The organism is Streptomyces caatingaensis (genome assembly GCF_001187435.1).
Taxonomy (GTDB): Bacteria; Actinomycetota; Actinomycetes; order Streptomycetales; family Streptomycetaceae; genus Streptomyces; species Streptomyces caatingaensis.
In genome coordinates this window covers 586,768-609,235 of record NZ_LFXA01000017.1, presented here as the reverse complement: position 1 = coordinate 609,235, position 22,468 = coordinate 586,768, and the positions used below count along the sequence as shown (strand labels likewise).

Sequence of the window (22,468 nt, the reverse complement as noted above, 5' to 3'; positions counted from 1 at the left end):
TTGTGGTCCACGTCACTCATATTGAACTCAACCTGTGGTGCCTGGTAAGCCCTTGTCCCATGTCCCCCAACGCGCACATAACCAGCCACCGGAAGCCCCGTCGCCCGGCGACCCAGTCCTGGGCCGTCCGCACGGGTGTTGCCGGTGGCGTCCTCAGCACCCTGGCCGTCACGGGCGCCGCCCAGGCCACTGCCGCGGAGAAGCCGGCGGAGGCGACGATCGAGATGCCGGCGCTCAACGCCGACCTCTCGGCGTCGATCGCGCAGAGCGCGGTCGCCACCCAGCAGACCGCGAACGACTACCAGGTCCGTGCGCAGGTGGACAACGCGGTGGACCACGCCCGCGCCGCCGCCAAGAAGGCCAAGCAGGAGGCCGACCGCAAGGCCGAGGCCGAGCGCAAGGCCGCCGAGGCGAAGGAGAAGCGGGAGGCCGAGCAGGCGCGCGCCTCGCGGGACGCCAAGCGCACCGCTCTGTCGGCGAAGAGCGCCACGGCGTCCTCCGCCTCGGAGTCCGGCTCCGACGAGTCGGACTCGAAGTCCGACTCCGGCACCTCGACGTCCACCTCCACCTCGACCTCCACCTCGTCGAAGAGCTCCACCGGCGCGACGGGCAACGCCGCCACGCTGGTCTCCTTCCTCCAGGCGCAGGTGGGCAAGGCGTACGTGATGGGCTCCACCGGCCCGTCCTCCTACGACTGCTCCGGCCTGGTCATGGCCGCCTACCAGCAGATCGGCATCAGCCTGCCGCGCGTCTCGCAGGACCAGTCGACGGCCGGCACCCAGGTCGGGCTCTCCAACCTCCAGCCGGGCGACATCCTCTACTGGGGTGCCGCGGGCAGCGCCTACCACGTCGGCGTCTACATCGGCGGCGGCAAGTTCATCGGTGCGCAGAACCCGAGCACGGGCGTTGTGGAGCGCGATCTCAGCTACTCGCCGCCCACGGGGGCCGTGCGCGTGATGTGAGGTGCCCCCCCGCACCGCCTCGAAGGGCCGTCGTTCCCCCGTGGGACGACGGCCCTTCCGGCATCTCCGGGACCGGGCTCGGCCGGGTGCCCTCCCCCCAGTGCGGTCCTGCGCGGGCACCCGGCCGGCCGATGTCCGGTCCGGGGTGGAGTCTCCCGGAGGGATACGCTTCGGCACAAAGCCCTTCGGGGGTGCCCGAACAGGGATATTCGCCCCAGGTCCGCCCTTTCACCGTTTCTTGCCGCGCTGCCGCGCGGGAACCGCCCTCCGGGCGGTGTCCGCGGCGGAGCCGCGCAAGAAACGGTGAAAGGGCGGGACCGGGGCTCAACTCCCGCGCGTCAGCGCCGCATCCACCATCACCCCCGCACCCCCCACATACCGCTCCGGATCGCACAGCTCCGCGTACTCCTCCGCGGAGAGGAACGCGGCCGTACGCGCGTCCGCGGACAGAACCTCCGCCAGCGAACACCCCACCCGCGCCGCCTCCCCCGAAAGCTCCGTCAGCAACCGCCGCGCCGCCCCCCGCCCCACCCGCCGCGCGAGCACGGCCGCGACCCGCTCGGAGACCATCTGGCCGCCCGTCAGGGCCAGATTGGCCCGCATCCGCTCGGCGCGCACCTCCAGCCCCTCCGCCAGTTCCACCGCCGTCCGCGCCGCCCCGCCCACCAGCCGCAGGCACTCCCGCAGCGGCAGCCACTCCGCGTGCCAGGCGCCCGCCGAGCGCTCGTCCTCGGCCGGCAGCTGCTGGGTGAGGACGAGCGCGAAGGCCGGCACCTGGAGCGCCGCGGTGCGGATCATCGTGGCGAGGACCGGGTTCCGCTTGTGCGGCATCGCGGAGGACGCGCCGCGCCCCGCCACCGCCGGCTCGGCGACCTCGCCGACCTCCGTCCGGGTCAGGTTCTGCACGTCGAGCGCGAACTTGCCGAGCGCGCCCGCCGCCAGGGACAGCGCCGCGGCCGCGTCGGCCATCGGCGTGCGCAGGGCGTGCCAGGGCACGGCGGGCGGACGGGCGAGGCCGGTCTCCTCCGCGAAGAGCGCGGCGAGCCGCCCGGCGTACGCGCCGAGGTCGCGTTCGCCGGCCAGCCGGGCGTACTCCATGTACCCGGCCAGCGTGCCCGCCGCGCCGCCCAGCGCGACGGGCAGGCCGCCGTCCAGCAGCCGGGCGACGCGCTCCCCGGCGTCCAGGACGAGCTGCCGCCAGCCCGCGGCGCGCAGGCCGAAGGTGGTGGGGACGGCCTGGAGCGCCAGGGTCCGGGCGGCCGCCGGCGTGTCGCGGTGGGCGGCGGCGAGCCGGCCCAGCGCGTCGGCGGTGCGGCGCAGGTCGTCCCGGACGAGCCGCAGCGCGCGGGCCGTGACCAGGAGCGCGCCGGTGTCGAAGACGTCCTGGCTGGTGGAGCCCCGGTGCACGTACTCCGCCGCGGCGGCGTCCCGTTCGGCCACCACGGCCGTGAAGGCGGCGACCAGGCCGACGACGGGGTTCGCCGTCTCCCGCGCGGCCAGCGCGAGGGCCCGGACGTCCAGCAGCGCGACGTCGGCCGCGCCGGTGATGACCGCGGCCGCCGCCTCGGGCACGGTCCCCAGCCGGGCCTGCGCCCGGGCGAGCGCGGCCTCGGCGTCGAGCATGGCCTGTGCCCAGGCCGTGTCCGAGGTGGCCTCCTCGACGGGGGTTCCGGCCCGTACGGGCGAGAGCAGGCCGGTGTCGTACAGGGTCATACGCGGATCTCCATCGTCAAAGTGCGTACAACTGACGTGACATGGCCCGCCCCCGCCTGGCGGTCAGCCCCGCGTCATGCCCGCGGCGCGATCCGGCTCAGACCGTTGATCACCCGGTCCATGGCGTCGCCGCCCGTCGGATCGGTCAGGTTGGCCAGCATCTTGAGCGTGAACTTCATCAACAGCGGGTGCGTCAGGCCGCGTTCGGTGGCGATCTTCATGACCTTGGGGTTGCCGATGAGCTTCACGAAGGCCCGGCCCAGCGTGTAGTAGCCGCCGTAGGTGTCCTTGAGGACCTTCGGGTAGCGCTGGAGGGCGACCTCGCGCCGGGCCGCGGCGCGGCCGTGGGCCTGGACGACGACCTCGGCGGCGATCCGGCCGGACTCCATGGCGTAGGCGATGCCCTCGCCGTTGAACGGGTTCACCATCCCGCCGGCGTCGCCGACCAGCAGCAGGCCGCGCGTGTAGTGCGGCTGGCGGTTGAAGGCCATCGGCAGGGCGGCGCCCCGGATCGGGCCGGACATGTTCTCCGGGGTGTAGCCCCAGTCCTCGGGCATGGAGGCGCACCAGGCCTTGAGGACCTCGCGCCAGTCCAGGTCCTTGAAGGTGTCGGAGGTGTTCAGGACGCCGAGCCCGACGTTGCAGGTGCCGTCGCCCATGCCGAAGATCCAGCCGTAGCCGGGCAGCAGCCGGGGCTCGGTGCCGCGCCGGTCCCACAGCTCCAGCCAGGACTCCAGGTAGTCGTCGTCGTGGCGGGGCGAGGTGAAGTAGGTGCGGACGGCCACGCCCATGGGGCGGTCCTCGCGCCGGTGCAGGCCCATTCCCAGGGACAGCCGGCTGGAGTTGCCGTCCGCGGCGATGACGAGCGGGGCGCGGAAGGTGACCGGCCTCTTCTCCTCGCCGAGCTTGGCGTGCACGCCGGTGATCCGGCCGGTGCGGTCGTCGACGACGGGCGCGCCGACGTTGCAGCGCTCGTACAGCCGGGCACCGGCCTTGACGGCCTGCCGGGCGAGCTGGTCGTCGAAGTCGTCGCGCTTGCGGACGAGTCCGTACTCAGGGAAGGACGCCAGCTCCGGCCAGTCCATCTGGAGGCGGTTGCCGCCCGCGATGATGCGCAGTCCCTTGTTGCGCAGCCAGCCCGCCTCCTCCGAGATGTCGATGCCCATCGCCAGGAGTTCCTTGACCGCGCGCGGGGTCAGGCCGTCGCCGCAGACCTTCTCGCGCGGGAACGCGGTCTTCTCCAGGAGGAGGACGTCGAGTCCGGTCCTGGCGATGTGGTACGCCGTGGTGGAGCCGGCGGGACCGGCGCCGACCACGATCACATCGGCGGTGTGTTCGGCAGGGACGTCGCTCATGTCGGCTCTCCCGTTCGGTGATTGGAGGCGGGGCCGCCTCGGCCTCAGACGAGTCTATGAGCCACCCATGGGCGAACGGGCACGGGTTGTTGACGCCGGGTCGGCACTCCCCGGAAAGGACGCGGGCGGGCGGCGCCCGTTCACCCGGCGGGCTTGACGCCCCGGTGCAGCGCGACGATCCCGCCCGCGAGGTTCCGCCAGGCGACCTTCGACCAGCCGGCCCGCTGGAGCCGGGCGGCGAGCGCCGGCTGGTCGGGCCAGGTGGGGATGGACTCGGCGAGGTAGACGTACGCGTCCGGGTTGCTGCACACCGTCCGGGCGATCGGCGGCAGGGCCCGCATCAGGTACTCCGAGTACACCGTGCGGAACGGCGCCCAGGTGGGGTGGCTGAACTCGCAGATCACCACGCGCCCGCCGGGCCTGGTGACGCGCAGCATCTCGCGCAGCGCGGCGTCCGTGTCGTGGACGTTGCGCAGTCCGTAGGAGATCGTCACCGCGTCGAAGACGCCGTCCGCGAACGGCAGCCGCGTGGCGTCGCCGGCGGTCAGCGGCATCCAGGGGTGGCGCTTCTTGCCCTCGCGCAGCATGCCGAGCGAGAAGTCGCAGGGGACGACGTAGGCGCCGTCCGCGCTGAAGGAGAGCGAGGAGGTGCCGGTGCCGGCCGCGAGGTCGAGCACCTTCTCCCCGGGACGGGCCGCGACGGCCCTGGCGACGTCCTTGCGCCAGCGCCGGGCCTGGCCCAGCGAGATCACGTCGTTGGTGATGTCGTACTTGGCCGCCACGTCGTCGAACATCGCGGCGACTTCGTGCGGCTGCTTGTCCAGGGAGGCTCGGGTCACTCCCCCATTGTTCACCCCCGGCCCGGCCCCTCCGTCACAGGGGGCTCTGGACGGGGACGGCCGCCCCGGATCGACGACCGCTCCGCGGTGCGGACCGCGCTCTTCCCGTGGGCCCCCGCCCCCCGGGACCACCGGCCTTCCCCCGTTTCCCCGCCGCCCGTCGGCGGCGCGGTCCGCGCCGGTGGCGCGCGTCCTTGCGGCCGGCCGTCCAGCGGCCGGCCGGGCCCTCGAAGTCGCACCGCGGAGCGGCCGGAGCGGCCGTCCCCGCGGTGATCATCCTGCCCGGTGGGGGCGGTGGGAGGGATTCCTCTTGATGGGGTCCTGACGTGGGGGTCCGTCGCCCTTACGGATCGTTGACGGCACGGCACCGGTTCTCCGTGCCGGGCTCACCGCCCCCGGAACACCAGCCGCCCCGCCAGCGCCGTCGCCACGCACGTCCCCGCGCCGCGCTCGGTCAGCGCCGCCTCGTCGGGGACGTCGAAGACGGCGAGGTCGGCCCGGCCGCCGACGGTCAGCGCGCCCGCGAGGGCGCCGGCCGGGCCCCCGGCGGCCCGGAGCGGATCGAGGTCCGGCTCCCCACCCGGCGCCCCGGCGCCCGGAACGGCGCGCAGCCCGGACCGCGCCAGCGCCGTCCGCACCACCGGGTCCGTGAACTCCCCGGCCACCGCCGTCGTCCCGTACCGCAGGAGCCGCTGGAGGCCGCGCCGGACGCTGCCCGCCCAGCGGGTCTCGCTCATCTCCAGGGCCGCGAGCCGCTCGCCGGTCAGCGGACGGTCGCCCACCGCGTCGTACTCGCGCGGATCGGGGTGGTACGTACGCTCCAGCAGCGCCTCGCCGTGCCACTGCCGCAGCCCCGGCGTGAGCACGCCCGGCCACCGGCGCACCCGCGCCGCCGGATACGCGGCGGCCAGCGCGTCGAGCGGGCCGAGCGCCGCGACGGCCGGGCCGTCGACGACGACGGCGCCGTCCGGGACGGCGGGCGCGTCCGCGCCGGTCAGCAGCAGCCCCGCCGCATGGATCGTCAGCACGCTCAGCGCGCGTCGAGGAGCTTGAGCTCGGGGTGGGCGGTGCCGCCCTCGATCGCCGTGGACGACAGGTGGGAGACGACGCGGTCGTCGACCGGGTCGTTCGCCGGGTCGTCGTGGACGACGATGTGCTCGTACGTCGTCGTCCGCTGCGCCGGGACGCGACCCGCCTTGCGGATCAGGTCGATGATCTCCATGCGGTTGGAGCGGTGCTTGGCGCCGGCGGAGGAGACGACGTTCTCCTCCAGCATGATCGAGCCGAGGTCGTCCGCGCCGTAGTGCAGCGAGAGCTGGCCGATCTCCTTGCCGGTGGTCAGCCAGGAGCCCTGGATGTGCGCGACGTTGTCCAGGAAGAGCCGGGCGATGGAGATCATCCGCAGGTACTCGAAGATCGTCGCCTGGGTGCGGCCCTTGAGGTGGTTGTTCTCGGGCTGGTACGTGTACGGGATGAAGGCGCGGAAGCCGCCCGTGCGGTCCTGCACGTCGCGGATCATCCGCAGGTGCTCGATCCGCTCGGCGTTGGTCTCGCCCGTGCCCATCAGCATCGTCGAGGTCGACTCGACGCCCAGGTTGTGGGCGAGCTCCATGATCTCCAGCCAGCGCTCGCCCGACTCCTTGAGCGGGGCGATCGCCCTGCGCGGCCGCGCGGGCAGCAGCTCGGCGCCGGCGCCGGCGAAGGAGTCCAGGCCGGCGGCGTGGATGCGGCGGATGGCCTCCTCGGCGGAGACCCCCGAGATGCGCGACATGTGCTCGACCTCGGACGCGCCGAGGGAGTGGATGACGAGCTGCGGGAACTCCTTCTTGATCGCCGAGAAGTGCTCCTCGTAGTACTCCACGCCGTAGTCCGGGTGGTGGCCGCCCTGGAACATGATCTGGGTGCCGCCCAGTTCCACGGTCTCCGCGCAGCGGCGCAGGATGTCGTCCAGCGGGCGCGTCCAGACCTTGTCGCTCTTGGGCGGGGCGTAGAAGGCGCAGAACTTGCACGCGGTGACGCACGAGTTCGTGTAGTTGATGTTGCGCTCGATGATGTACGTGGCGATGTGCTCGGTGCCGGCGTAGCGCTTGCGGCGCGCGGCATCGGCGGCCGCGCCCAGCGCGTGCAGGGGGGCGTGCCGGTAGAGGGCGAGCGCCTCCTCCGGGGTGATCCGGCCGCCGTCGGCGGCGCGGTCGAGGACGGCCGCGATGTCAGAGGGCGTGAGGTCGGCGTTCTCCGTCACCGTGCGTCCCTTCGGAGGGGTTTCGTAAGGTCCGATCCAGCGTACGCGGCCGGGGTGGGCGGCCACGGCCGAGGGGTCGGCCCGGGGGTCTTCCCGCCCCGCCCCGGCCCTCGTCGCACCCGCCCCGCCGGAGCCGATTTTCAGCCTATGACTCAATTCATGAGCCGTCCCAGGAACCCGCCTCCCGCATTTGCCCATCCCCTAGGACGGAACAAACCGAACCGTCATGTCCTTCGGGGCAGCAGAATCGTCCGGAGCGACGCGATGACGCACTCAGCCAACGGGGCCTACCGCTCCCAGGGCCGCCGCAGGACCTCCCGCGGCAAACGCTGGACCATAGTGGTGGCCTCCATAGCTGTGCTCGGGCTGATCACCGGCGGAGTGCTGAAGTACTTCGAGATCGGCCCGTTCTCCCGCAAGGGGGAACCCGTGAGCTTCGGCCAGGACATCCCCGCGAACGGCACCGGCGGCGGCCAGGCCGGCGGCAACGACGGCGCCAAGCCGGCCGCCGACTCCAAGGTCGCGATGCCCACCGGCCCCGCGGCCGCGTTCAAGAACGCGAACACGCTGAGCGACGGCACCGAGATCGGCGTCGTGACCTACACCGGCAAGAAGTCCGGCTTCACCGGCAAGGTGTGGGTCTGGGCCCCCAAGCAGTACAAGGAAGAGCAGTACAGGAACAGCGGCTTCCCGGTGCTGATCGCCCTCCCCGGCGGCCCCGGCTTCCCCGTCAACTACTGGATGGGCACCGACCTCGGCCTGGAGTCGAGCGTCGCGAAGTGGTCGAAGGAGGGCAAGAGCAAGCCCTTCATCATCGCGATGCCGGTCCTCAACCCGCAGAACGCCGACCCCCTGTACTGGGACGGCAGTGACATCCCGGGCCAGCCCAAGATGGGCACCTGGCTCACCGAGGACGTCCCGCAGCTGATCAAGGAGAACTTCCGGACGATCAAGTCCCGTGACGGCTGGGCCTTCATGGGCTCCTCCACCGGCGGCTTCGCGGGCCTCAAGGCCGTGCTGAAGCACCCCGACAAGTTCAAGGCCGTCATCGCCTCCGGCCCGGACATCGTCCCCGACTCCCGCCTGTGGAACGGCCACCCGAAGGAGAAGGCGGCGAACAACCCCGAGGTGCTCTCGAAGCAGCTCATCGCCAAGGGCGGCCCGGAGGTCTACCTCGCGTTCCAGTACGGCACGCTGGAGGGATCCGTGAAGCCCAAGGTCGACAAGTACATCGCCACCTATGGCAACAAGGGCCCCATCCACACCCACCTCCAGGTCATCCAGGGCGGTTCGCACAACGCCAAGAGCTATGTGAAGGGCATGGACGAGGGCAGCATCAAGTGGATCAGCGACCAGATGGTGGGGCCGGTCCCCGCCTCCTGATCGCGGTGGAGAGCGCGTACCGAACGCGGTAGACCGACCGTCATGTCCTTCGGGACAGGAGACACGTCCAGAGGGACAGGATGAGCCAGTTGACCAACGGTGCCTACCAATCCCGGGGCCGTCGCCGGGCCTCCCGCGCCAAGCGCTGGACCCTGGTCGCGGTGTGCATAGCCCTGCTCGGCGCGATCGCCTACCCGGTCCTCGACTACTTCGAGGTCTTCTCGGACAAGGGCGAGGCGATCAGCTTCGGCGCGAACGACGGCAAGGGCGGGCCGCAGAAGGAGGGGTCGAAGGCCCTGATGCCGCTCGGCCCGGACGCCGGCTTCAAGATCTCCGGCACGGTCCCGGAGAACGGCACCAAGATCGCCGTCACGACGTACACCGGCAAGAAGTCCGGCTTCACCGGCAAGGTGTGGGTCTGGGCCCCCAAGCAGTACGACGACCCCGCGTACAAGGACAAGGGCTTCCCCGTCCTGATCGCGCTCCCCGGCGGCGCCGGCTTCCCGAACAACTACTGGATGGGCACGGACCTCAAGCTCCAGTCGTCGGTCCAGAAGTGGTCGGAGGAGGGCAAGAGCCTGCCGTTCATCATCGCGATGCCGGTGCTCAACCCGGAGAACCACGACAAGGACCCGCACGACCCCAAGGCGGGCCTGTACTGGGACGGCAGCGACATCCCCGGCCAGCCGAAGATGGGCACCTGGCTCACCGAGGACGTCCCGCAGCTGATCAAGGAGAACTTCCGGACGATCAAGTCCCGTGACGGCTGGGCCTTCATGGGCTCCTCCACGGGCGGCACCGCGGGCCTCAAGGCCGTGCTGCAGAAGCCGGACAAGTTCAAGGCCGTCATCGCCTCCGGCCCGGACATCGTCCCCGACTCCCGCCTGTGGAAGGGCCACGAGAAGGAGCAGGCCGACAACAACTCCAAGGTGCTCGCCAAGCGGCTGATCGCCAAGGGCGGCCCGGAGGTCTACCTGGCCCTCCAGGTCGGCGCCAAGGAGCCGGTCAAGCCCCCGATCGACGCCTTCGTCGCCAAGTACGGCAACAAGGGCCCGGTGAAGTCGAAGTACTACGTCATCCAGAACGGCGAGCACAACGCCAAGACGTACGTGCCCAACATGGAGACCGGCGGCCTGATCCAGTGGATCAGCGAGCACATGCAGAAGCCGGTCGGCTGACGCCCCGCGCCGCGCACCGCGGAGCCCCGGCCCCCGTCGACGGGGGCCGGGGCTCCGGCCGTTCTCAGGACCCCAGCAGCTCCACCCGTACGTCCGCCGGGTACCCCGTCGTCGGGCCGGTGCGGCGGGCGAACTCCGCCACGCCCTCCAACTGCCGGGCGCCGAAGCGGAAGTCGAGCGTCGTGAAGTACCGCTCCAGCAGCTCGGCGTCGAACGCCTCCCAGCGCGCGGCCTGTTCGGCGACCTTGCCGACCTCCGCCAGGGACAGGTCCCGGGAGGCCAGGAACGCCTCGTGGACGTCGCGGACCGTGCGCGGCTCCCGGGCGAGGTAGTCCCGCCGCACGGCCCACACGGCGAAGACGAACGGCAGGCCCGTCCACTCCTTCCACATCCGCCCCAGGTCGTGGACCTCCAGGCCCAGCCTGGGCGCGTAGTGCAGCGAGGCGCGCAGCGCGGCGTCGCCGATGAGCACGGCCGCCTCGGCCTCCTGCATCATCTGGCCCAGGTCCGGGGGCAGGTGAAGAACTCGGGGCGCACACCGATGCGCTCGGTGAGCAGCAGCTGCGCCAGGCGCACGGAGGTGCGGGAGGTGGATCCCAGGGCGACGCGCGCCCCGTCGAGCTTCTCCAGGGGCCCCTGGGAGACGATCACACAGGACATGACGGGGCCGTCGCAGCCCACGGCGATGTCGGGGAGGGCGACGAGGTCGTCGGAGTGGCGCAGGTACTCGACCAGCGTCACCGGGGCGATGTCGAGGTCCCCCCGAACGAGGGCCTCGCTGAGCTTCTCCGGGGTGTCCTTGGACAGTTCCAGGTCGAGCAGGGTGCCGGTCCTGGCGAGCCCCCAGTACAGGGGCAGGCAGTTGAGGAACTGGATGTGACCGACGCGCGGACGGCTGCGGTGCTCCCGCCGGGGCGCCGGGGCTGGGGTCGGGGCGTCGGGTGCTGAATGGTCCACATCCGGAGGCTAGTCCCGCCGCCGGGGAGGCCCCCGCCCGGGGTCCGGTCCCCTCCGGCCCGACCCGCGATCTTTTCCGGCTTTGCGAGGCCGAAAACCCACCTTGAGCGTGATCTTCGACTCTTCCGCCGCGAGAAGCCCCCGTGCTACGCTCGGCGCAAGTTGCAGTTTGGTTTCCCTTGCAGTACAGAGCCTGCGGAGCATGTAACCCGCAGGCTTTTGTAGTTTTCAGACTTCTCGCAGGTTCTGGAGCAGGGCAACCCTTTGGCCCATAGGAGGGCTTTATGGCTACCGGAACCGTGAAGTGGTTCAACGCTGAAAAGGGCTTTGGCTTCATCGCCCAGGACGGCGGGGGCCCCGACGTCTTCGTCCACTACTCCGCGATCAACGCCTCCGGCTTCCGCTCCCTCGAGGAGAACCAGCAGGTGACCTTCGACGTCACCCAGGGTCCGAAGGGCCCGCAGGCGGAGAACGTCACCCCCCAGTCCTGAACTGGGAGCGGTCGCGTCGCGGCTGATGCAGCACCCCAAGGAGCCCCGTCCCACGGACGGGGCTCCTGCCGTTTGCCGGGCCGGCCGCACCCGGCGGGAACAGGGAATTCACGTTTTCTCCACGTGCCCGTCGCATTCCCCCGGGCACCTCGGCCGTCGGCATCGTGACGCATTTCGTACAGTGCCTCGATTTCCCGGACACCCGTTCGGCCGAAATTCAGTGTGTTTGCGGCTGCGACGATCTTCTCGTCAGGCCCTGACCACCCCCCAGCGCCGGCCGTTCACCAGATTCTCCAGGCCCACCCAGGCCACGTTCATCAGCGTCGCCGCGGCGTCCCTCGCCGCGGGGGCGTCCGCCTCCGGGCAGGTCGCCCGGTCCGCGAGCGACTCGGCCGCGCCCACCAGCGCGTACGCCAGGCCCGACGCCTCGCACCCGTCCAGGGACTCCGTGCCGGCCGCCTCCTCGATCAGCCGGACGATGATGTCGACGACGCCCTCGCGCAGCTCCGCGACGAGGCCGGCGAAGGGCTCGCCGTAGGAGCGGGCCTGGCGGCTGAGCACCGCCCAGCCCTCCGGGTGCTCGGCCGTGTGCGCGAAGAAGGCGCGCAGGCCGTTCCACAGTCGGCGCTCGGCCGGGTCCTCGGGCCGCACCGCGGCGCGGACGGCGGCGAGGAGCACGTCCGCCTCGCGCCGGACGCAGGCGGTGAAGAGGTCCTCCTTCGAGTTCAGATAGAGGTAGACGAGCGGCTTGGACGCCCCGGCCAGCTCCGCGATCTCGTCCATGGAGGCCGCGCCGTAGCCGCGCCGCGCGAAGACGCGGACGGCCGCGTCGAGCATCTGCCGCTCGCGGACCTCACGGGGCATCCGTCTGGCCTTGGGTTTGGTCCGCGCGGTGGTCACATGTGCAGTGGTCACAACGAAACATCCCTCCGCCCCCGCTACATTACCGGCAGGTAATATCACGGAGGGGAGGGACGTCAAGGGTGGCCATCAGGCCGTAACGATCAGGTGGCGAAGTTTTACGCCGCGGTCACGGCGGCCGGCCGCGCGGTCTCCTCCCGGTCCAGGCCGGAGGCGGAGACGGTGTCGTAGGCGGTGCGGTCGAGGATCTTCTCCCGCGAGGCCACGATGATCGGCACCACCGACTGGCCGGCGACATTGGTCGCCGTCCGGACCATGTCCACGATCGGGTCGATGGCCAGCAGCAGGCCCACGCCCGCCATCGGCAGGCCCAGCGTCGACAGCGTCAGCGTGAGCATCACGGTCGCGCCCGTCAGGCCCGCGGTGGCGGCGGATCCGATCACCGAGACGAAGGCGATGAGCAGGTAGTCCCGCAGGTCCAGCGGCACGTCGAAGACCTGCGCCACGAAGATCGAGGCGATGGCCGGGTAGATGGAGGCGCAGCCGTCCATCTTGGTCGTCGAGCCGAAGGGCACGGCGAAGGCGGTGTACTCCTTGGGCACGCCCAGGCGCTCGGTGACCTTCTGGGTCAGCGGCATCGTGCCGACCGAGGAGCGGGAGACGAAGCCCAGCTGGATGGCGGGCCAGGCGCCCTTGAAGAACTGCAGCGGGTTGACCTTGGCGAAGCCGGCCAGCAGCAGCGGGTAGACGACGAAGAGGACGATGGCGCAGCCGACGTAGATGTCGGCGGTGAAGGTGGCGTACTGGCCGATCAGGTCCCAGCCGTACGTGTGGATGGCGTGGCCGACGAGGCCGAGGCTGCCCAGCGGGGCGAGCCGGATGACCCACCACAGCACCTTCTGGAGCAGCTCCAGCACGGACTCGCTCAGCGTCAGCAGGGGCCTGGCCTTCTCGCCGACCTGGAGGACGGCGACGCCGGCGACGGCGGCCATGAAGACGATCTGGAGCACGTTCAGCCGGGTGAACGGCGTGATGACGTCGGTGGGCACGATCCCGGTGAGGAAGTCGAGCCAGGAGCCCTTCTTCTTGGGGTCGCCGCCGTCGGCCGCGGTGAGGCCGGTGCCCGCGCCGGGGTCGGTGAGCAGGCCGATCGCCAGGCCGATGCTGACCGCGATCAGCGACGTGATCATGAACCAGAGCAGGGTGCGGGTCGCCAGCCGGGCGGCGTTGGAGACGTTCCGCAGATTGGTGATCGAGACGAGGATCGCGAAGAAGACGAGCGGGGCGATCACGACCATCAGCAGCTGGACGAAGAGGTCGCCGATCTTGTCCAGGGTGGTCTGCAGCCAGCCGATGTCGCCGCTGCGGGCGGCCCAGCCGAGGAGGGCACCGAGGACGAGACCGAGGAGGATCTGGGCCCAGAAGGGCACCTTGGCTATCCGGCCGGGGAAGGACCGCGGCCCGCGGGACGGGGCCGTGGCGGCGGGGGGCGTCGATGACAACGGAAACTCCGGGACAGACGGGGGGCGAAAAAGGGGCGCGGGGCGCCGAAGGTCCGTACGTGCGGGATCTCCGGCCGCATGGTGCGGGTCAGCGGCGGCAACAGGCCGCGGACGGACGGCGGCAAAGATCGACGTGCAGGCGCGCCACGAGCGCGGGACCCATGGGGAGGCGGTGCGCTGCTGCTGTCTTCATGTCGATACGTTAACACTGCAACTTTGAGGAACCCAAAGGGTCTCTTTGGGTTCCGGCACGTTCCTGACACGCGAAAGCGCCGGTGGCCGGGCCGGGGAGCGGCTGCTCCCCGGCCCGGCCACCGGCGCGATGTGATGAAAAACGCCCTTTTGCTCCCGATTCGTTGCTCGGACGCGCCGTGCGGGCGGGGCGCTCAGTCCTCCTGGCCCGCGTTCGCCGAGAGCCGCGCCTTCGTGCGGTCCACGCGCCGGGCGACCTGCTCGGCCATGGCGTCGCGCTGCCTGCGCAGCAGCACCCAGCTCAGCGGGGCCGAGATGACGAGGGCGAGCAGCACCATCCAGAAGAGGTTCGAGTTGCCGACGCCGAGCGGGATCAGGCCCGCGTAGCAGAGCACCCAGACCACGGCGAAGCTGGCGACGAGCAGGCCGAACCGCAGGGCGGTGTAGCGGAGCGAGGCGTACTTCTGGCTACTCACGTTCTGGCTACTCACGGACGGACCTTCTTCGTAGGCGGCTACCAAACGGGCCCTACCAGTCAAGCACGGCGAGCAGTGGATCAGGCGAGCGGGAGCCACATGACGATGTCGTCGCGGTAGTCGTCGCCGAACCGCAGGGCGGCGGGCAGCCGTCCGACCTCCTTGAAGCCGGACCCCTCGTAGAAGCGCTCGGTGCCCGTGCCGCCGCGCACCTCCAGGCGCAGCGCCTCCAGCCCCGCGTCCCGGGCCATGGCGACGGCCTCCTCCACGAGCTGCCGGCCGCGGCCGCCGCCCTGGAGCGCCGGGTCCACCATGACCAGGACGACGGTGGCCCAGTGGGCCGTCTTGTAGTCGTCGTTGGGCTGCAGGAACGCGGTGGCGGCCAGCCGTCCGTCCTCGAACCCGGCCAGCATCCGCACCCGGCCCGCCGCGACCTTGGCGGTGTGCGCCTCGGCGTACGGGCGGATCTGCTCCGCGGTCACCGGCGCCATGAAGCCGACGGCGCCGCCGGCCTGGGAGACGTCGTACCAGAGCCGGAAGAATTCCTCGCGGAGGCCGGGGGTGAGCTGGGGGTCACGGACGAACGTAAGAGGCATGGCTGCGATGCAACCATTACGTCTTCCCCGGTGCAAGGAAAACCCCGGCGCCGGGCACCGGGGCTGTCACCTCGCGCGGACGCTCAGACCCGCATCGGCTGCGGCGACTCGCGGCGGTCGGGGTCCGGGCCGTCGTACTCGCGGATGACCTCGTAGCGGGTGTTGCGCTCGGCCGGGCGGAAGCCGGCGTCGCGGATCAGCTCCAGCAGGTCGTCGCGGGTGAGCTTGTTCGGCGTGCCGTAGTTGTCCGCGTCGTGCGTGATCTTGTACTCGACGACCGAGCCGTCCATGTCGTCGGCGCCGTGCTGGAGCGCGAGCTGCGCGGTCTGGAGGCCGTGCATGACCCAGAAGACCTTGACGTGCGGGACGTTGTCGAAGAGCAGCCGGGAGACGGCGAAGGTCTTCAGCGCCTCGGCGCCGGTGGCCATGGAGGTCCGGGCCTGGAGCCGGTTGCGGATCTTGCCGTCCTTCATGTCCACGAAGTCGTGCTGGTAGCGCAGCGGGATGAAGACCTGGAAGCCGCCGGTCTCATCCTGGAGCTCGCGCAGCCGCAGCACGTGGTCCACGCGGTGGCGCGGCTCCTCGATGTGCCCGTAGAGCATGGTGCACGGGCCCTTGAGGCCCTTCTCGTGCGCGAGGCGGTGGATGCGCGACCAGTCCTCCCAGTGGGTGTCGTGGTCGACGATGTGCTGCCGGACCTCCCAGTCGAAGATCTCGGCGCCGCCGCCGGTCAGCGACTCCAGACCGGCGTCGATCAGCTCGTCGAGGATCTCGGAGGCGGGCATCCCCGAGATCTTCTCGAAGTGGTGGATCTCGGTGGCGGTGAACGCCTTCAGGGAGACCTGCGGCAGCGCCTCCTTGAGCGCCCGCAGCGAGCGCGGGTAGTAGCGCCAGGGCAGCGAGGGGTGCAGGCCGTTGACGATGTGCAGCTCGGTGAGGTGCTCGTTCTCCATGGCCTTGGCCAGGCGGACGGCCTCCTCGATGCGCATCGTGTACGCGTCCTTCTCGCCCGGCTTGCGCTGGAACGAGCAGTAGGCGCACGAGGCGGTGCACACATTGGTCATGTTGAGGTGCCGGTTGACGTTGAACAGCACCGTGTCGCCGTTCTTGCGCGTGCGCACCTCGTGGGCCAGGCCGCCCAGCCAGGCGAGGTCGTCGGACTCGTAGAGCGCGATGCCGTCCTCGCGGGTCAGCCGCTCGCCGGCGCGAACCTTCTCCTCCAGCTCACGCTTGAGCCCCGCGTCCATCCGTCTCGCCTCTCCTCGTCAGTACGGCCGTACGGCCTTGCCGAGCCTACTCCCCCGCCCTCAGATGCCCTCGGGCAGCTCTCCCACCCGGTTCTCCCACTTGGTGGAGAGCACGATCGTGGTGCGGGTGCGGCTGACGCCCTTGGTCCCGGACAGCCGGCGGATGGTGCGCTCCAGCCCGTCCACGTCGCCGACGCGGACCTTGAGCATGTACGAGTCGTCGCCCGCGATGAACCAGCAGTCCTCGATCTCCTCCAGGTCGCGCAGCCGGCGCGCGACGTCCTCGTGGTCGGCGGCGTCGGAGAGCTGGATGCCGATCAGGGCCGTGACGCCCAGGCCCAGCGAGGCGGCGTTGACGGTCGCGCGGTAGCCGGTGATGACCCCCGCGGCCTCCAGCCGGTTGATCCGGTCCGTGACGCTCGGGCCGGACAGGCCGACGAGCCTGCCGAGCTCCGCGTACGAGGCCCGGCCGTTCTCCCGGAGGGCCTGGATGAGCTGCCTGTCCACCGCGTCCATGGCTGGAACCTTTCAATAATCAGCGAACTTGCCGTCTTGCATGTAGAATCTAAGGCATCGGGGGTTCGTTACCCCGAAAATCTTTCACCGAACGTTCGCGGCACCAACGATCCTTCAGGAGATGAACCCCGTGTACTCGATCGAGATGGCCTACGCCCGCATGCGTGAGCTGCAGGACCTGGCCAACCGCTCGCGTGCCCACCAGTCCACCGCCGCCCGCCGTGCCGAGGCCGCCGAAGCCCGCCCGCGCCGCGCGAAGAAGCGCTAACCCCCCTCCGGGGAGCGGCCGCCGCCGAGCTCCCCCTTCCACCGGCGGTAGAAGCGGTGCGGCACCCCCGCCGCGTCCAGCACCCGCCCGGCGACGAAGTCCACCAGATCCTGGATGTGCGTCGCCCCCGCGTAGAACGCCGGAGAGGCGGGCAGCACGATCGCGCCCGCCTCGTCGAGCGCCACCAGCTGCCGCAGCGTCTGCCGGTTCAGCGGGGTCTCCCGCACCGCAACCACCAACGGCCGCCGCTCCTTGAGCGTCACGCTCGCGGCCCGCTGCAACAGGTCCTTCGAGAGCCCCAGCGCCACCCCGGCCACACACGCCGTGCTCGCCGGGACGATCAGCATCCCCTTGGCCGGGTACGAGCCGGACGACGGCCCGGCCGCCAGGTCCCCCGCCGTCCAGTGCCGCACCCGCGAGACGTCCGGCTCGAACACGTGCGGCTTGCCGTCGGCCCCCGTGGACAGCCACGCCGTCAGGTCCTCGCGCCAGTGCGCGTCCCGGAAGGCCAGGCCCGTCTCGTCCAGCAGGGTCAGCCGCGAGGCCCGGCTGACCACCAGGTCCACGTCCTCCCCCGCCGCCAGCAGGCCGCGCAGCACCGCGGCGGCGTACGGCGTCCCGGAAGCGCCGGAAACGCCGACCACCCAGGGCCGGCGTTCCGGTCGTCGCGTTGCGTGTTCGTACGGCTCCACGGGCCCGAGCCTAGCCGGACGGGCGGACTACCAGCCCAGGCCCCGGTTGACGAGGTCCGCCAGGGTGAACAGGAACAGCGTGATCCCGATGACGCCGTTGACCGTGAAGAACGCCCGGTTCAGCCGGGACAGGTCGTGCGGACGCACGATCGTGTGCTCGTACACGAACGCGATCGCGACCACCGCCAGGCCCGCCCAGAAGAACCCCCCGGCGTGCGTCGCCACGCCGTACCAGACCAGCAGCGCCGTCGTGATCACATGGCAGACCCGGGCGCCGTGCAGCGCGGCCGGGATCCCGAAGCGGGCGGGGGTCGACTTCACCCCGTGCGCCCGGTCGGCGGCCACGTCCTGGCAGCCGAAGATCAGGTCGAAGCCGCCGATCCAGATGCCCACCGCGAGGCCCAGGATCACCGCGTCGCCCGACCACGCGCCCGTCACCGCGAGCCAGGCGCCCACCGGGCCCATCGCCTGGGCCAGGCCCAGGATCGCGTGCGGGAAGTCGGTGAAGCGCTTGCCGTACGGATAGACCACCATCGGGATCACGGCGATCGGCGCCAGCGCCAGGCACAGCGGGTTGAGCAGCCCCGCCGCGCCCAGGAAGAGGACTACCGCCACCAGGGCGCCGGTCCACGCCGAGCGCACCGAGACCGCGCCGGTGACCAGCTCGCGGTTGGCGGTGCGCGGGTTACGGGCGTCGATCTCGCGGTCGATGATGCGGTTGCAGGCCATCGCGAAGGTGCGCAGCCCGACCATCGCGACGGTGACCAGGAAGAGCTTCCACCAGTCGACGTGCCCGTCCCGCTCGAACATCGCCGTCAGGGAGGCGATGTAGGCGAAGGGCAGCGCGAAGACGGAGTGCTCGATCATCACGAGCCGCAGGAACGCGCGGGTGCGCCCCGGGCTCGGCGCGGCGGCGGCGGACGCGCTCACAGGCCGTACTCCGTCCAGCGCCGGGTCACCTTGGCCGCCGTCTCCGGATCCGAAACGACCATTTCCGGCCATCCTCCGTCCCGCGTATAGCCCTCCCCGGGCCACTTCGCCGTCGCGTCGACGCCCGCCTTGCCGCCCCAGAACTGCTGGTACGAGGCGTGGTCGAGGTGGTCGACCGGGCCCTCGACGACGGTGAGGTCGCGGGCGTAGTCGACGTTGCCCAGCGCCCGCCAGGAGACCTCGTGCAGGTCGCGGACGTCGCAGTCCGCGTCCACGATCACGATCAGCTTGGTCAGGGACATCATGTGCGCGCCCCAGATCGCGTGCATCACCTTCTGCGCGTGCTTGGGGTACTTCTTGTCGATCGAGACGATCGCGCAGTTGTGGAACCCGCCGGACTCCGGCAGGTGGTAGTCCACGATGTCCGGCACGACGATCTTGAGCAGCGGCAGGAAGAAACGCTCCGTCGCACGGCCGAGCGGGCCGTCCTCGGTCGGCGGCCGGCCGACCACGATCGACTGGAGCAGCGGGCGCCGCCGCATGGTGACGCAGTCGATGGTGAGCGCCGGGAAGTCCTCCTGCGGCGTGTAGAAGCCGGTGTGGTCGCCGAAGGGCCCCTCCGGCAGCATCCGGCCGGGCTCCAGCCAGCCCTCCAGGACCACCTCGGCGTTGGCCGGGACCTGGAGCGGCACGGTCCTGCAGTCCACCATGTCCACCCGCTTGCCCTGGATGAAGCCGGCGAGCAGGTACTCGTCGATGTCGCCGGGCAGCGGCGCGGTGGAGGCGTAGGTGACGGCCGGCGGGCAGCCGAAGGCGATGGCGACCGGCAGCCGCTCCCCGCGCCGCGCCGCCACCTGGTAGTGGTTGCGGCTGTCCTTGTGGATCTGCCAGTGCATCCCGATCGTGCGCTTGTCATGGCGCTGGAGCCGGTAGAGGCCCAGGTTGCGGACGCCGGTCTCGGGGTGCTTGGTGTGCGTGAGGCCGAGGTTGAAGAAGGAGCCGCCGTCCTCGGGCCAGGTGAACAGCGCGGGCAGCGCGTCGAGGTCCACGTCGTCGCCGGTGAGGACCACTTCCTGGACCGGCGCGTCCTTCACCTTCCGCGGCGGGACGTGCGTCATCGCGCCCAGCTTGCCGAACGCCTCGCGGAAGCCGACGAAGCCCTGCGGCAGCTCCGGCTTGAGCAGCCCGCCGATCTTCTCGCCGATCTCGTCGTAGGACGTCAGCCCCAGCCCCTTGAGCAGTCGCCGGTCGGTGCCGAAGACGTTCATGGCCAGCGGCATCGCCGACCCCTTGACGTTCTCAAAGAGCAGCGCGGGGCCACCGGCCTTGTTCACCCGGTCGGTGATCTCCCCCACTTCGAGGTAGGGGTCGACTTCGGCCTTGACGCGCTTGAGGTCGCCGTCGCGCTCGAGTGCTCTGAGGAACGAGCGGAGATCGTCGTAAGCCATGCGTTCCAGTATCGAGCACGCACTACCCTGGCCTTGTCACGGGGCCGCGCCGCGGCCCGCAGCCGCACTCCGGGGGTCCGTCGGCCAATGCTCAGGTATCTGCCGTTCCTGCTGGTCCTGGCCCTGTGGATCTATACGTTCATCGACTGCCTGAACACCCCGGAGGACGAGGTCCGCAAGCTGCCCAAGGCGGCGTGGGTGATCATCATCCTGCTCTTCGGCGAGGTGCTGCTGGGCCCGGTCGCCTGGCTCGCGGTGGGCCGCCCCCGCCGCGCGGCGGACGTCTACGGGCGGCGGGGCGCGGCCGGCGGCTGGGTGGCGCCGGACGACAACCCCGAGTTCCTCCGCTCGCTCGGCAAGGACCGCAGGCCGGGTACGGACGGCGACGACCGCGGCTGACCGACGGGCCCGTCCGGGGGTCCCCGTTCCGCCCGACGGCCCAGCACGCCATCCCCCGATCGGGTAATACGATCAACTCATCGGCGCCTGCCCGGCCCCCAACTCCCCCCTGTCCACGCCCGGTTGACGGGACATTCCCCCGCACCCCCCTGTCCCCGGCACTGCCGGACCGGGAGAGTCGTAACGGCCACACTGTGGCCTGACACGACCTCAGGGAGATGCGATGCCCGAGTTCATGAGCAGGCGAAGACTCCTCGGCTCGGCCGCGGGCGCCGTCGGCGGCGCCGCACTCGCGCTGCTGCCGCCCAGCGTCCGGCGGGCCGTGGCGGCCGGCCCGGCGCGCCGCGGCTCCCTGCGGGACATCAGGCACGTGGTCATGCTGATGCAGGAGAACCGCTCGTTCGACCACTACTTCGGCACCCTCAGCGGCGTACGCGGCTTCGCCGACCCGGACGCCCTGCGGCTCTCCACCGGCCGGAGCGTCTTCCACCAGCCCGACCCGCAGAACCCCAAGGGCTACCTGCTCCCCTTCCGCCTCGACACCCGCCGCACGAGCGCCCAGGCCATCCCCTCCACCAGCCACGCCTGGTCCGTGCAGCACGAGGCGTGGAACGGCGGGAAGATGGACCGCTGGCTCCCCGCGCACCGCAAGGCGGACGGGAAGAACGGGCCGTATGTGATGGGGTACCACACCCGCGAGGACATCCCCTTCCAGTTCGCCCTCGCCGAGGCGTTCACCCTCTGCGACGCCTACCACTGCTCCGTCCTCGGCCCCACCTGGCCCAACCGGCTCTACTGGATGACCGGCACCATCGACCCCGGCGGCACCAGGGGCGGCCCGGTCATCAGCAACACCATGCGGTCGCCGTACCGCTGGACCACCTACGCCGAGCGGCTGCAACGGGCCGGCATCAGCTGGCGGGTGTACCAGCAGGAGGACAACTACGGCTGCAACATGCTGGAGTGGTTCCAGCGCTTCCGCGACGCGCGCCCCGGCGACCCGCTGTACGAGCGCGGGATGCGGCGCCTGCCGGAGGGCACGTTCGAGGACGACGCCCGCAACGACCGGCTGCCGGCGGTCTCCTGGATCATCCCGACCGGCCCGGCGTCCGAGCACCCCGACTCCCTGCCGGCCGCCGGCGCCGACTTCGTGGCGAAGAAGATCGAGGCCATCGCCGACAACCCCCGGGTGTGGGCCAAGACCGTCTTCATCCTCAACTACGACGAGAACGACGGCCTCTTCGACCACGTCCCCCCGCCGGTGCCGCCGCCCGGCACCAAGGACGAGTTCGTCGGCGGGCTCCCGATCGGCGGCGGCTTCCGGGTGCCGTGCCTGATCGTGTCCCCGTGGACGGTGGGGGGCTGGGTGGCCGGCGAGACGTTCGACCACACCTCGGCGCTGCGCTTCCTGGAGCGGTGGACGGGGGTGCGCGAGCCCAACATCAGCGCGTGGCGGCGGCGCACGTTCGGCGATCTGACGTCGGCGTTCGACTTCGGGGAGCCGACGCGGCGGGTGCCGTGGCTGCCGCGGCGGACGGAGCGGGAGCTGGAGGAGGCCCGGTGGGAGGTGTCGCACCTGCCCCGGCCGGTGCTGCCGGGCGCCGCCCAGCGCTTCCCGGAGCAGGAGCGGGGCCGGCGGCCTCGGCGGTGAGGGAATCCCTCACGGCAGCTCCCGCTTGCCGCGTTCGTACTCGTCCCGCAGCGCCCGCCACCGCTCCACGCTCCACGTCGGCCAGTCGGCCGGATGGCCGGCGAGCGCCTGGAGCAGGTACTCGAAGTGGTGGTGCCAGCCCGCGAGGCAGTCGAGCCGCTCGTCGTCCGTCCCCGGCATCTCGTTGGTGAAGTGCAGCAACGTCCCGCCCACGCTCACCGGCGCCCGCTCCAGCTCGAAGCGGATGCGGCCGTGCACCTCGACGGTGTACTCGGCCAGCGAGGGCGGATCCCAGGCGGTCACCCGCCCGGGGGCGACCGTGCCGGTGCCCTCCGGGCCCGCCGCGTTCAGCCAGCGCAGCGTGATCGCCCCGCCCTCCCGCCGTTCGAACGGCTCGGCCGCGGCCAGCCACGTCGGCAGGCCCTCGGGCGTGGCGACGGCGTCCCACACCCGCTCCCTCGGGTACGGCAGCGACAGTTCGTACCGGAGGGTGTGGACGTCGCCGTGGCTCTCGGAGGCGCCGTAGGGGGACGGAATCTCCATGGCACCAGCACACCACGGCGGCCCGGC

Annotated in this window: 22 protein-coding genes and 1 pseudogene; 7 read left to right on the top strand and 16 right to left on the bottom strand. The window is 71.3% G+C overall.

All coding sequences use genetic code 11. From position 1 onward, the window contains the following. The first annotated feature begins 59 nt into the window (after nucleotides 1–59). Nucleotides 60–962: a C40 family peptidase gene (locus tag AC230_RS25110; RefSeq protein ID WP_049718578.1), complete on the top strand. Its 903-nt coding sequence runs from the start codon at nucleotides 60–62 to the stop codon at nucleotides 960–962. A gap of 324 nt (nucleotides 963–1,286) precedes the next feature. Here the strand turns inward: AC230_RS25110 and AC230_RS25105 are convergent, their stop codons facing one another. From AC230_RS25105 to mqnC, 5 genes are all read right to left on the bottom strand, one after another. After that, entirely contained in the window at nucleotides 1,287–2,675 is a 1,389-nt protein-coding gene (locus AC230_RS25105; RefSeq protein ID WP_049718577.1) for a nitrosuccinate lyase, read from the bottom strand. Nucleotides 2,676–2,749: 74 nt separating this feature from the next. After that, the gene (locus AC230_RS25100; RefSeq protein ID WP_049718576.1) at nucleotides 2,750–4,030 is read right to left on the bottom strand and encodes a geranylgeranyl reductase family protein; all 1,281 of its coding nucleotides are present in this window, start codon (nucleotides 4,028–4,030) and stop codon (nucleotides 2,750–2,752) included. 140 nt (nucleotides 4,031–4,170) lie between these two features. Then, entirely contained in the window at nucleotides 4,171–4,869 is a 699-nt protein-coding gene (locus tag AC230_RS25095; RefSeq protein WP_049718575.1) for a demethylmenaquinone methyltransferase, read from the bottom strand. Nucleotides 4,870–5,255: 386 nt separating this feature from the next. After that, nucleotides 5,256–5,897, bottom strand: a complete 642-nt coding sequence (locus tag AC230_RS25090; protein ID WP_049718574.1) for an amidohydrolase family protein — start codon at nucleotides 5,895–5,897, stop codon at nucleotides 5,256–5,258. Between the two features lie 2 nt (nucleotides 5,898–5,899). Next, nucleotides 5,900–7,111, bottom strand: coding sequence for a cyclic dehypoxanthinyl futalosine synthase (gene mqnC, locus AC230_RS25085; protein ID WP_049718573.1), 1,212 nt, complete (start codon nucleotides 7,109–7,111; stop codon nucleotides 5,900–5,902). Between the two features lie 264 nt (nucleotides 7,112–7,375). Here mqnC and AC230_RS25080 point away from each other — a divergent pair, with 264 nt between their 5' ends. Beyond that, complete coding sequence (locus AC230_RS25080; RefSeq protein WP_107082233.1) at nucleotides 7,376–8,494, top strand: alpha/beta hydrolase; 1,119 nt, start codon at nucleotides 7,376–7,378, stop codon at nucleotides 8,492–8,494. Between the two features lie 80 nt (nucleotides 8,495–8,574). Next, nucleotides 8,575–9,672 (top strand): alpha/beta hydrolase, encoded by a 1,098-nt coding sequence (locus AC230_RS25075; protein WP_078871554.1) that lies wholly within the window; start codon nucleotides 8,575–8,577, stop codon nucleotides 9,670–9,672. Nucleotides 9,673–9,736: 64 nt separating this feature from the next. Here the strand turns inward: AC230_RS25075 and AC230_RS25070 are convergent. Continuing rightward, nucleotides 9,737–10,629: pseudogene (locus AC230_RS25070) on the bottom strand (menaquinone biosynthetic enzyme MqnA/MqnD family protein). A 284-nt stretch (nucleotides 10,630–10,913) separates the two neighbouring features. Here AC230_RS25070 and AC230_RS25065 point away from each other — a divergent pair. Further along, nucleotides 10,914–11,120: a cold-shock protein gene (locus AC230_RS25065; protein ID WP_049718572.1), complete on the top strand. Its 207-nt coding sequence runs from the start codon at nucleotides 10,914–10,916 to the stop codon at nucleotides 11,118–11,120. A gap of 249 nt (nucleotides 11,121–11,369) precedes the next feature. On the opposite strand, the gene AC230_RS25060 is transcribed toward AC230_RS25065, so the two are convergent. The 6 genes from AC230_RS25060 to AC230_RS25035 all read right to left on the bottom strand — a co-directional run bounded on the left by AC230_RS25060 (nucleotide 11,370) and on the right by AC230_RS25035 (nucleotide 16,510). Next, on the bottom strand, nucleotides 11,370–11,984 hold the full coding sequence (locus AC230_RS25060) for a TetR/AcrR family transcriptional regulator (protein ID WP_049718897.1): 615 nt from the start codon (nucleotides 11,982–11,984) through the stop codon (nucleotides 11,370–11,372). A gap of 155 nt (nucleotides 11,985–12,139) precedes the next feature. Continuing rightward, nucleotides 12,140–13,483 carry a dicarboxylate/amino acid:cation symporter gene (locus AC230_RS25055; protein WP_049718571.1) on the bottom strand — a complete coding sequence of 448 codons (1,344 nt, stop codon included), beginning with the start codon at nucleotides 13,481–13,483 and terminating at the stop codon, nucleotides 12,140–12,142. Between the two features lie 386 nt (nucleotides 13,484–13,869). Continuing rightward, nucleotides 13,870–14,151 carry a DUF4229 domain-containing protein gene (locus tag AC230_RS25050; protein ID WP_049718570.1) on the bottom strand — a complete coding sequence of 94 codons (282 nt, stop codon included), beginning with the start codon at nucleotides 14,149–14,151 and terminating at the stop codon, nucleotides 13,870–13,872. A gap of 80 nt (nucleotides 14,152–14,231) precedes the next feature. Next, a complete protein-coding gene (locus AC230_RS25045; protein WP_049718569.1) occupies nucleotides 14,232–14,747 on the bottom strand; it encodes a GNAT family N-acetyltransferase in 516 nt (171 codons plus the stop codon). 83 nt (nucleotides 14,748–14,830) lie between these two features. Further along, nucleotides 14,831–15,994, bottom strand: coding sequence for an aminofutalosine synthase MqnE (mqnE, locus tag AC230_RS25040; RefSeq protein WP_049718568.1), 1,164 nt, complete (start codon nucleotides 15,992–15,994; stop codon nucleotides 14,831–14,833). 60 nt (nucleotides 15,995–16,054) lie between these two features. After that, nucleotides 16,055–16,510: an Lrp/AsnC family transcriptional regulator gene (locus AC230_RS25035; RefSeq protein WP_049718567.1), complete on the bottom strand. Its 456-nt coding sequence runs from the start codon at nucleotides 16,508–16,510 to the stop codon at nucleotides 16,055–16,057. A gap of 121 nt (nucleotides 16,511–16,631) precedes the next feature. Between AC230_RS25035 and AC230_RS32760 the strand changes: the two genes are divergently transcribed. Next, nucleotides 16,632–16,778 (top strand): hypothetical protein, encoded by a 147-nt coding sequence (locus AC230_RS32760; RefSeq protein WP_157868656.1) that lies wholly within the window; start codon nucleotides 16,632–16,634, stop codon nucleotides 16,776–16,778. Here AC230_RS32760 and AC230_RS25030 read toward each other — a convergent pair. Genes AC230_RS25030 through AC230_RS25020 form a run of 3 tightly spaced genes read right to left on the bottom strand, consistent with a single transcriptional unit; the run spans nucleotide 16,775 to nucleotide 19,848 of the window. Further along, complete coding sequence (locus AC230_RS25030; RefSeq protein ID WP_049718566.1) at nucleotides 16,775–17,470, bottom strand: UbiX family flavin prenyltransferase; 696 nt, start codon at nucleotides 17,468–17,470, stop codon at nucleotides 16,775–16,777. The genes AC230_RS32760 and AC230_RS25030 overlap by 4 nt on opposite strands. A 27-nt stretch (nucleotides 17,471–17,497) precedes the next feature. Beyond that, the gene (mqnP, locus tag AC230_RS25025; protein ID WP_049718565.1) at nucleotides 17,498–18,400 is read right to left on the bottom strand and encodes a menaquinone biosynthesis prenyltransferase MqnP; all 903 of its coding nucleotides are present in this window, start codon (nucleotides 18,398–18,400) and stop codon (nucleotides 17,498–17,500) included. Beyond that, on the bottom strand, nucleotides 18,397–19,848 hold the full coding sequence (locus tag AC230_RS25020) for a menaquinone biosynthesis decarboxylase (protein ID WP_049718564.1): 1,452 nt from the start codon (nucleotides 19,846–19,848) through the stop codon (nucleotides 18,397–18,399). Before AC230_RS25020 ends, mqnP begins: the two co-directional genes overlap by 4 nt. Nucleotides 19,849–19,935: 87 nt before the next feature. On the opposite strand from AC230_RS25020, the gene AC230_RS25015 reads away from it, so the two are divergent. Together AC230_RS25015 and AC230_RS25010 are read left to right on the top strand one after the other, a co-directional pair. After that, nucleotides 19,936–20,247 (top strand): PLD nuclease N-terminal domain-containing protein, encoded by a 312-nt coding sequence (locus AC230_RS25015; protein WP_049718563.1) that lies wholly within the window; start codon nucleotides 19,936–19,938, stop codon nucleotides 20,245–20,247. 223 nt (nucleotides 20,248–20,470) lie between these two features. Beyond that, nucleotides 20,471–21,898 (top strand): phosphocholine-specific phospholipase C, encoded by a 1,428-nt coding sequence (locus AC230_RS25010; RefSeq protein ID WP_049718562.1) that lies wholly within the window; start codon nucleotides 20,471–20,473, stop codon nucleotides 21,896–21,898. A gap of 9 nt (nucleotides 21,899–21,907) precedes the next feature. Here AC230_RS25010 and AC230_RS25005 read toward each other — a convergent pair whose 3' ends face one another. After that, nucleotides 21,908–22,441 (bottom strand): SRPBCC domain-containing protein, encoded by a 534-nt coding sequence (locus tag AC230_RS25005; RefSeq protein WP_049718561.1) that lies wholly within the window; start codon nucleotides 22,439–22,441, stop codon nucleotides 21,908–21,910. Nucleotides 22,442–22,468: the final 27 nt, after the last annotated feature.

Excerpts from the sequence above, each read along its gene's own strand:
- AC230_RS25045 (WP_049718569.1), bottom strand. The coding sequence starts at position 14,747 with ATGCCTCTTACGTTCGTCCGTGACCCCCAGCTCACCCCCGGCCTCCGC.
- AC230_RS32760 (WP_157868656.1), top strand. The coding sequence starts at position 16,632 with ATGAACCCCGTGTACTCGATCGAGATGGCCTACGCCCGCATGCGTGAG.
- AC230_RS25005 (WP_049718561.1), bottom strand. The coding sequence starts at position 22,441 with ATGGAGATTCCGTCCCCCTACGGCGCCTCCGAGAGCCACGGCGACGTC.
- AC230_RS25100 (WP_049718576.1), bottom strand. The coding sequence starts at position 4,030 with ATGAGCGACGTCCCTGCCGAACACACCGCCGATGTGATCGTGGTCGGC.
- mqnE (WP_049718568.1), bottom strand. The coding sequence starts at position 15,994 with ATGGACGCGGGGCTCAAGCGTGAGCTGGAGGAGAAGGTTCGCGCCGGC.
- AC230_RS25065 (WP_049718572.1), top strand. The coding sequence starts at position 10,914 with ATGGCTACCGGAACCGTGAAGTGGTTCAACGCTGAAAAGGGCTTTGGC.
- AC230_RS25110 (WP_049718578.1), top strand. The coding sequence starts at position 60 with ATGTCCCCCAACGCGCACATAACCAGCCACCGGAAGCCCCGTCGCCCG.
- AC230_RS25035 (WP_049718567.1), bottom strand. The coding sequence starts at position 16,510 with ATGGACGCGGTGGACAGGCAGCTCATCCAGGCCCTCCGGGAGAACGGC.
- AC230_RS25105 (WP_049718577.1), bottom strand. The coding sequence starts at position 2,675 with ATGACCCTGTACGACACCGGCCTGCTCTCGCCCGTACGGGCCGGAACC.
- AC230_RS25075 (WP_078871554.1), top strand. The coding sequence starts at position 8,575 with ATGAGCCAGTTGACCAACGGTGCCTACCAATCCCGGGGCCGTCGCCGG.
- AC230_RS25020 (WP_049718564.1), bottom strand. The coding sequence starts at position 19,848 with ATGGCTTACGACGATCTCCGCTCGTTCCTCAGAGCACTCGAGCGCGAC.
- AC230_RS25060 (WP_049718897.1), bottom strand. The coding sequence starts at position 11,984 with ATGCCCCGTGAGGTCCGCGAGCGGCAGATGCTCGACGCGGCCGTCCGC.
- AC230_RS25015 (WP_049718563.1), top strand. The coding sequence starts at position 19,936 with ATGCTCAGGTATCTGCCGTTCCTGCTGGTCCTGGCCCTGTGGATCTAT.
- AC230_RS25080 (WP_107082233.1), top strand. The coding sequence starts at position 7,376 with ATGACGCACTCAGCCAACGGGGCCTACCGCTCCCAGGGCCGCCGCAGG.
- AC230_RS25010 (WP_049718562.1), top strand. The coding sequence starts at position 20,471 with ATGCCCGAGTTCATGAGCAGGCGAAGACTCCTCGGCTCGGCCGCGGGC.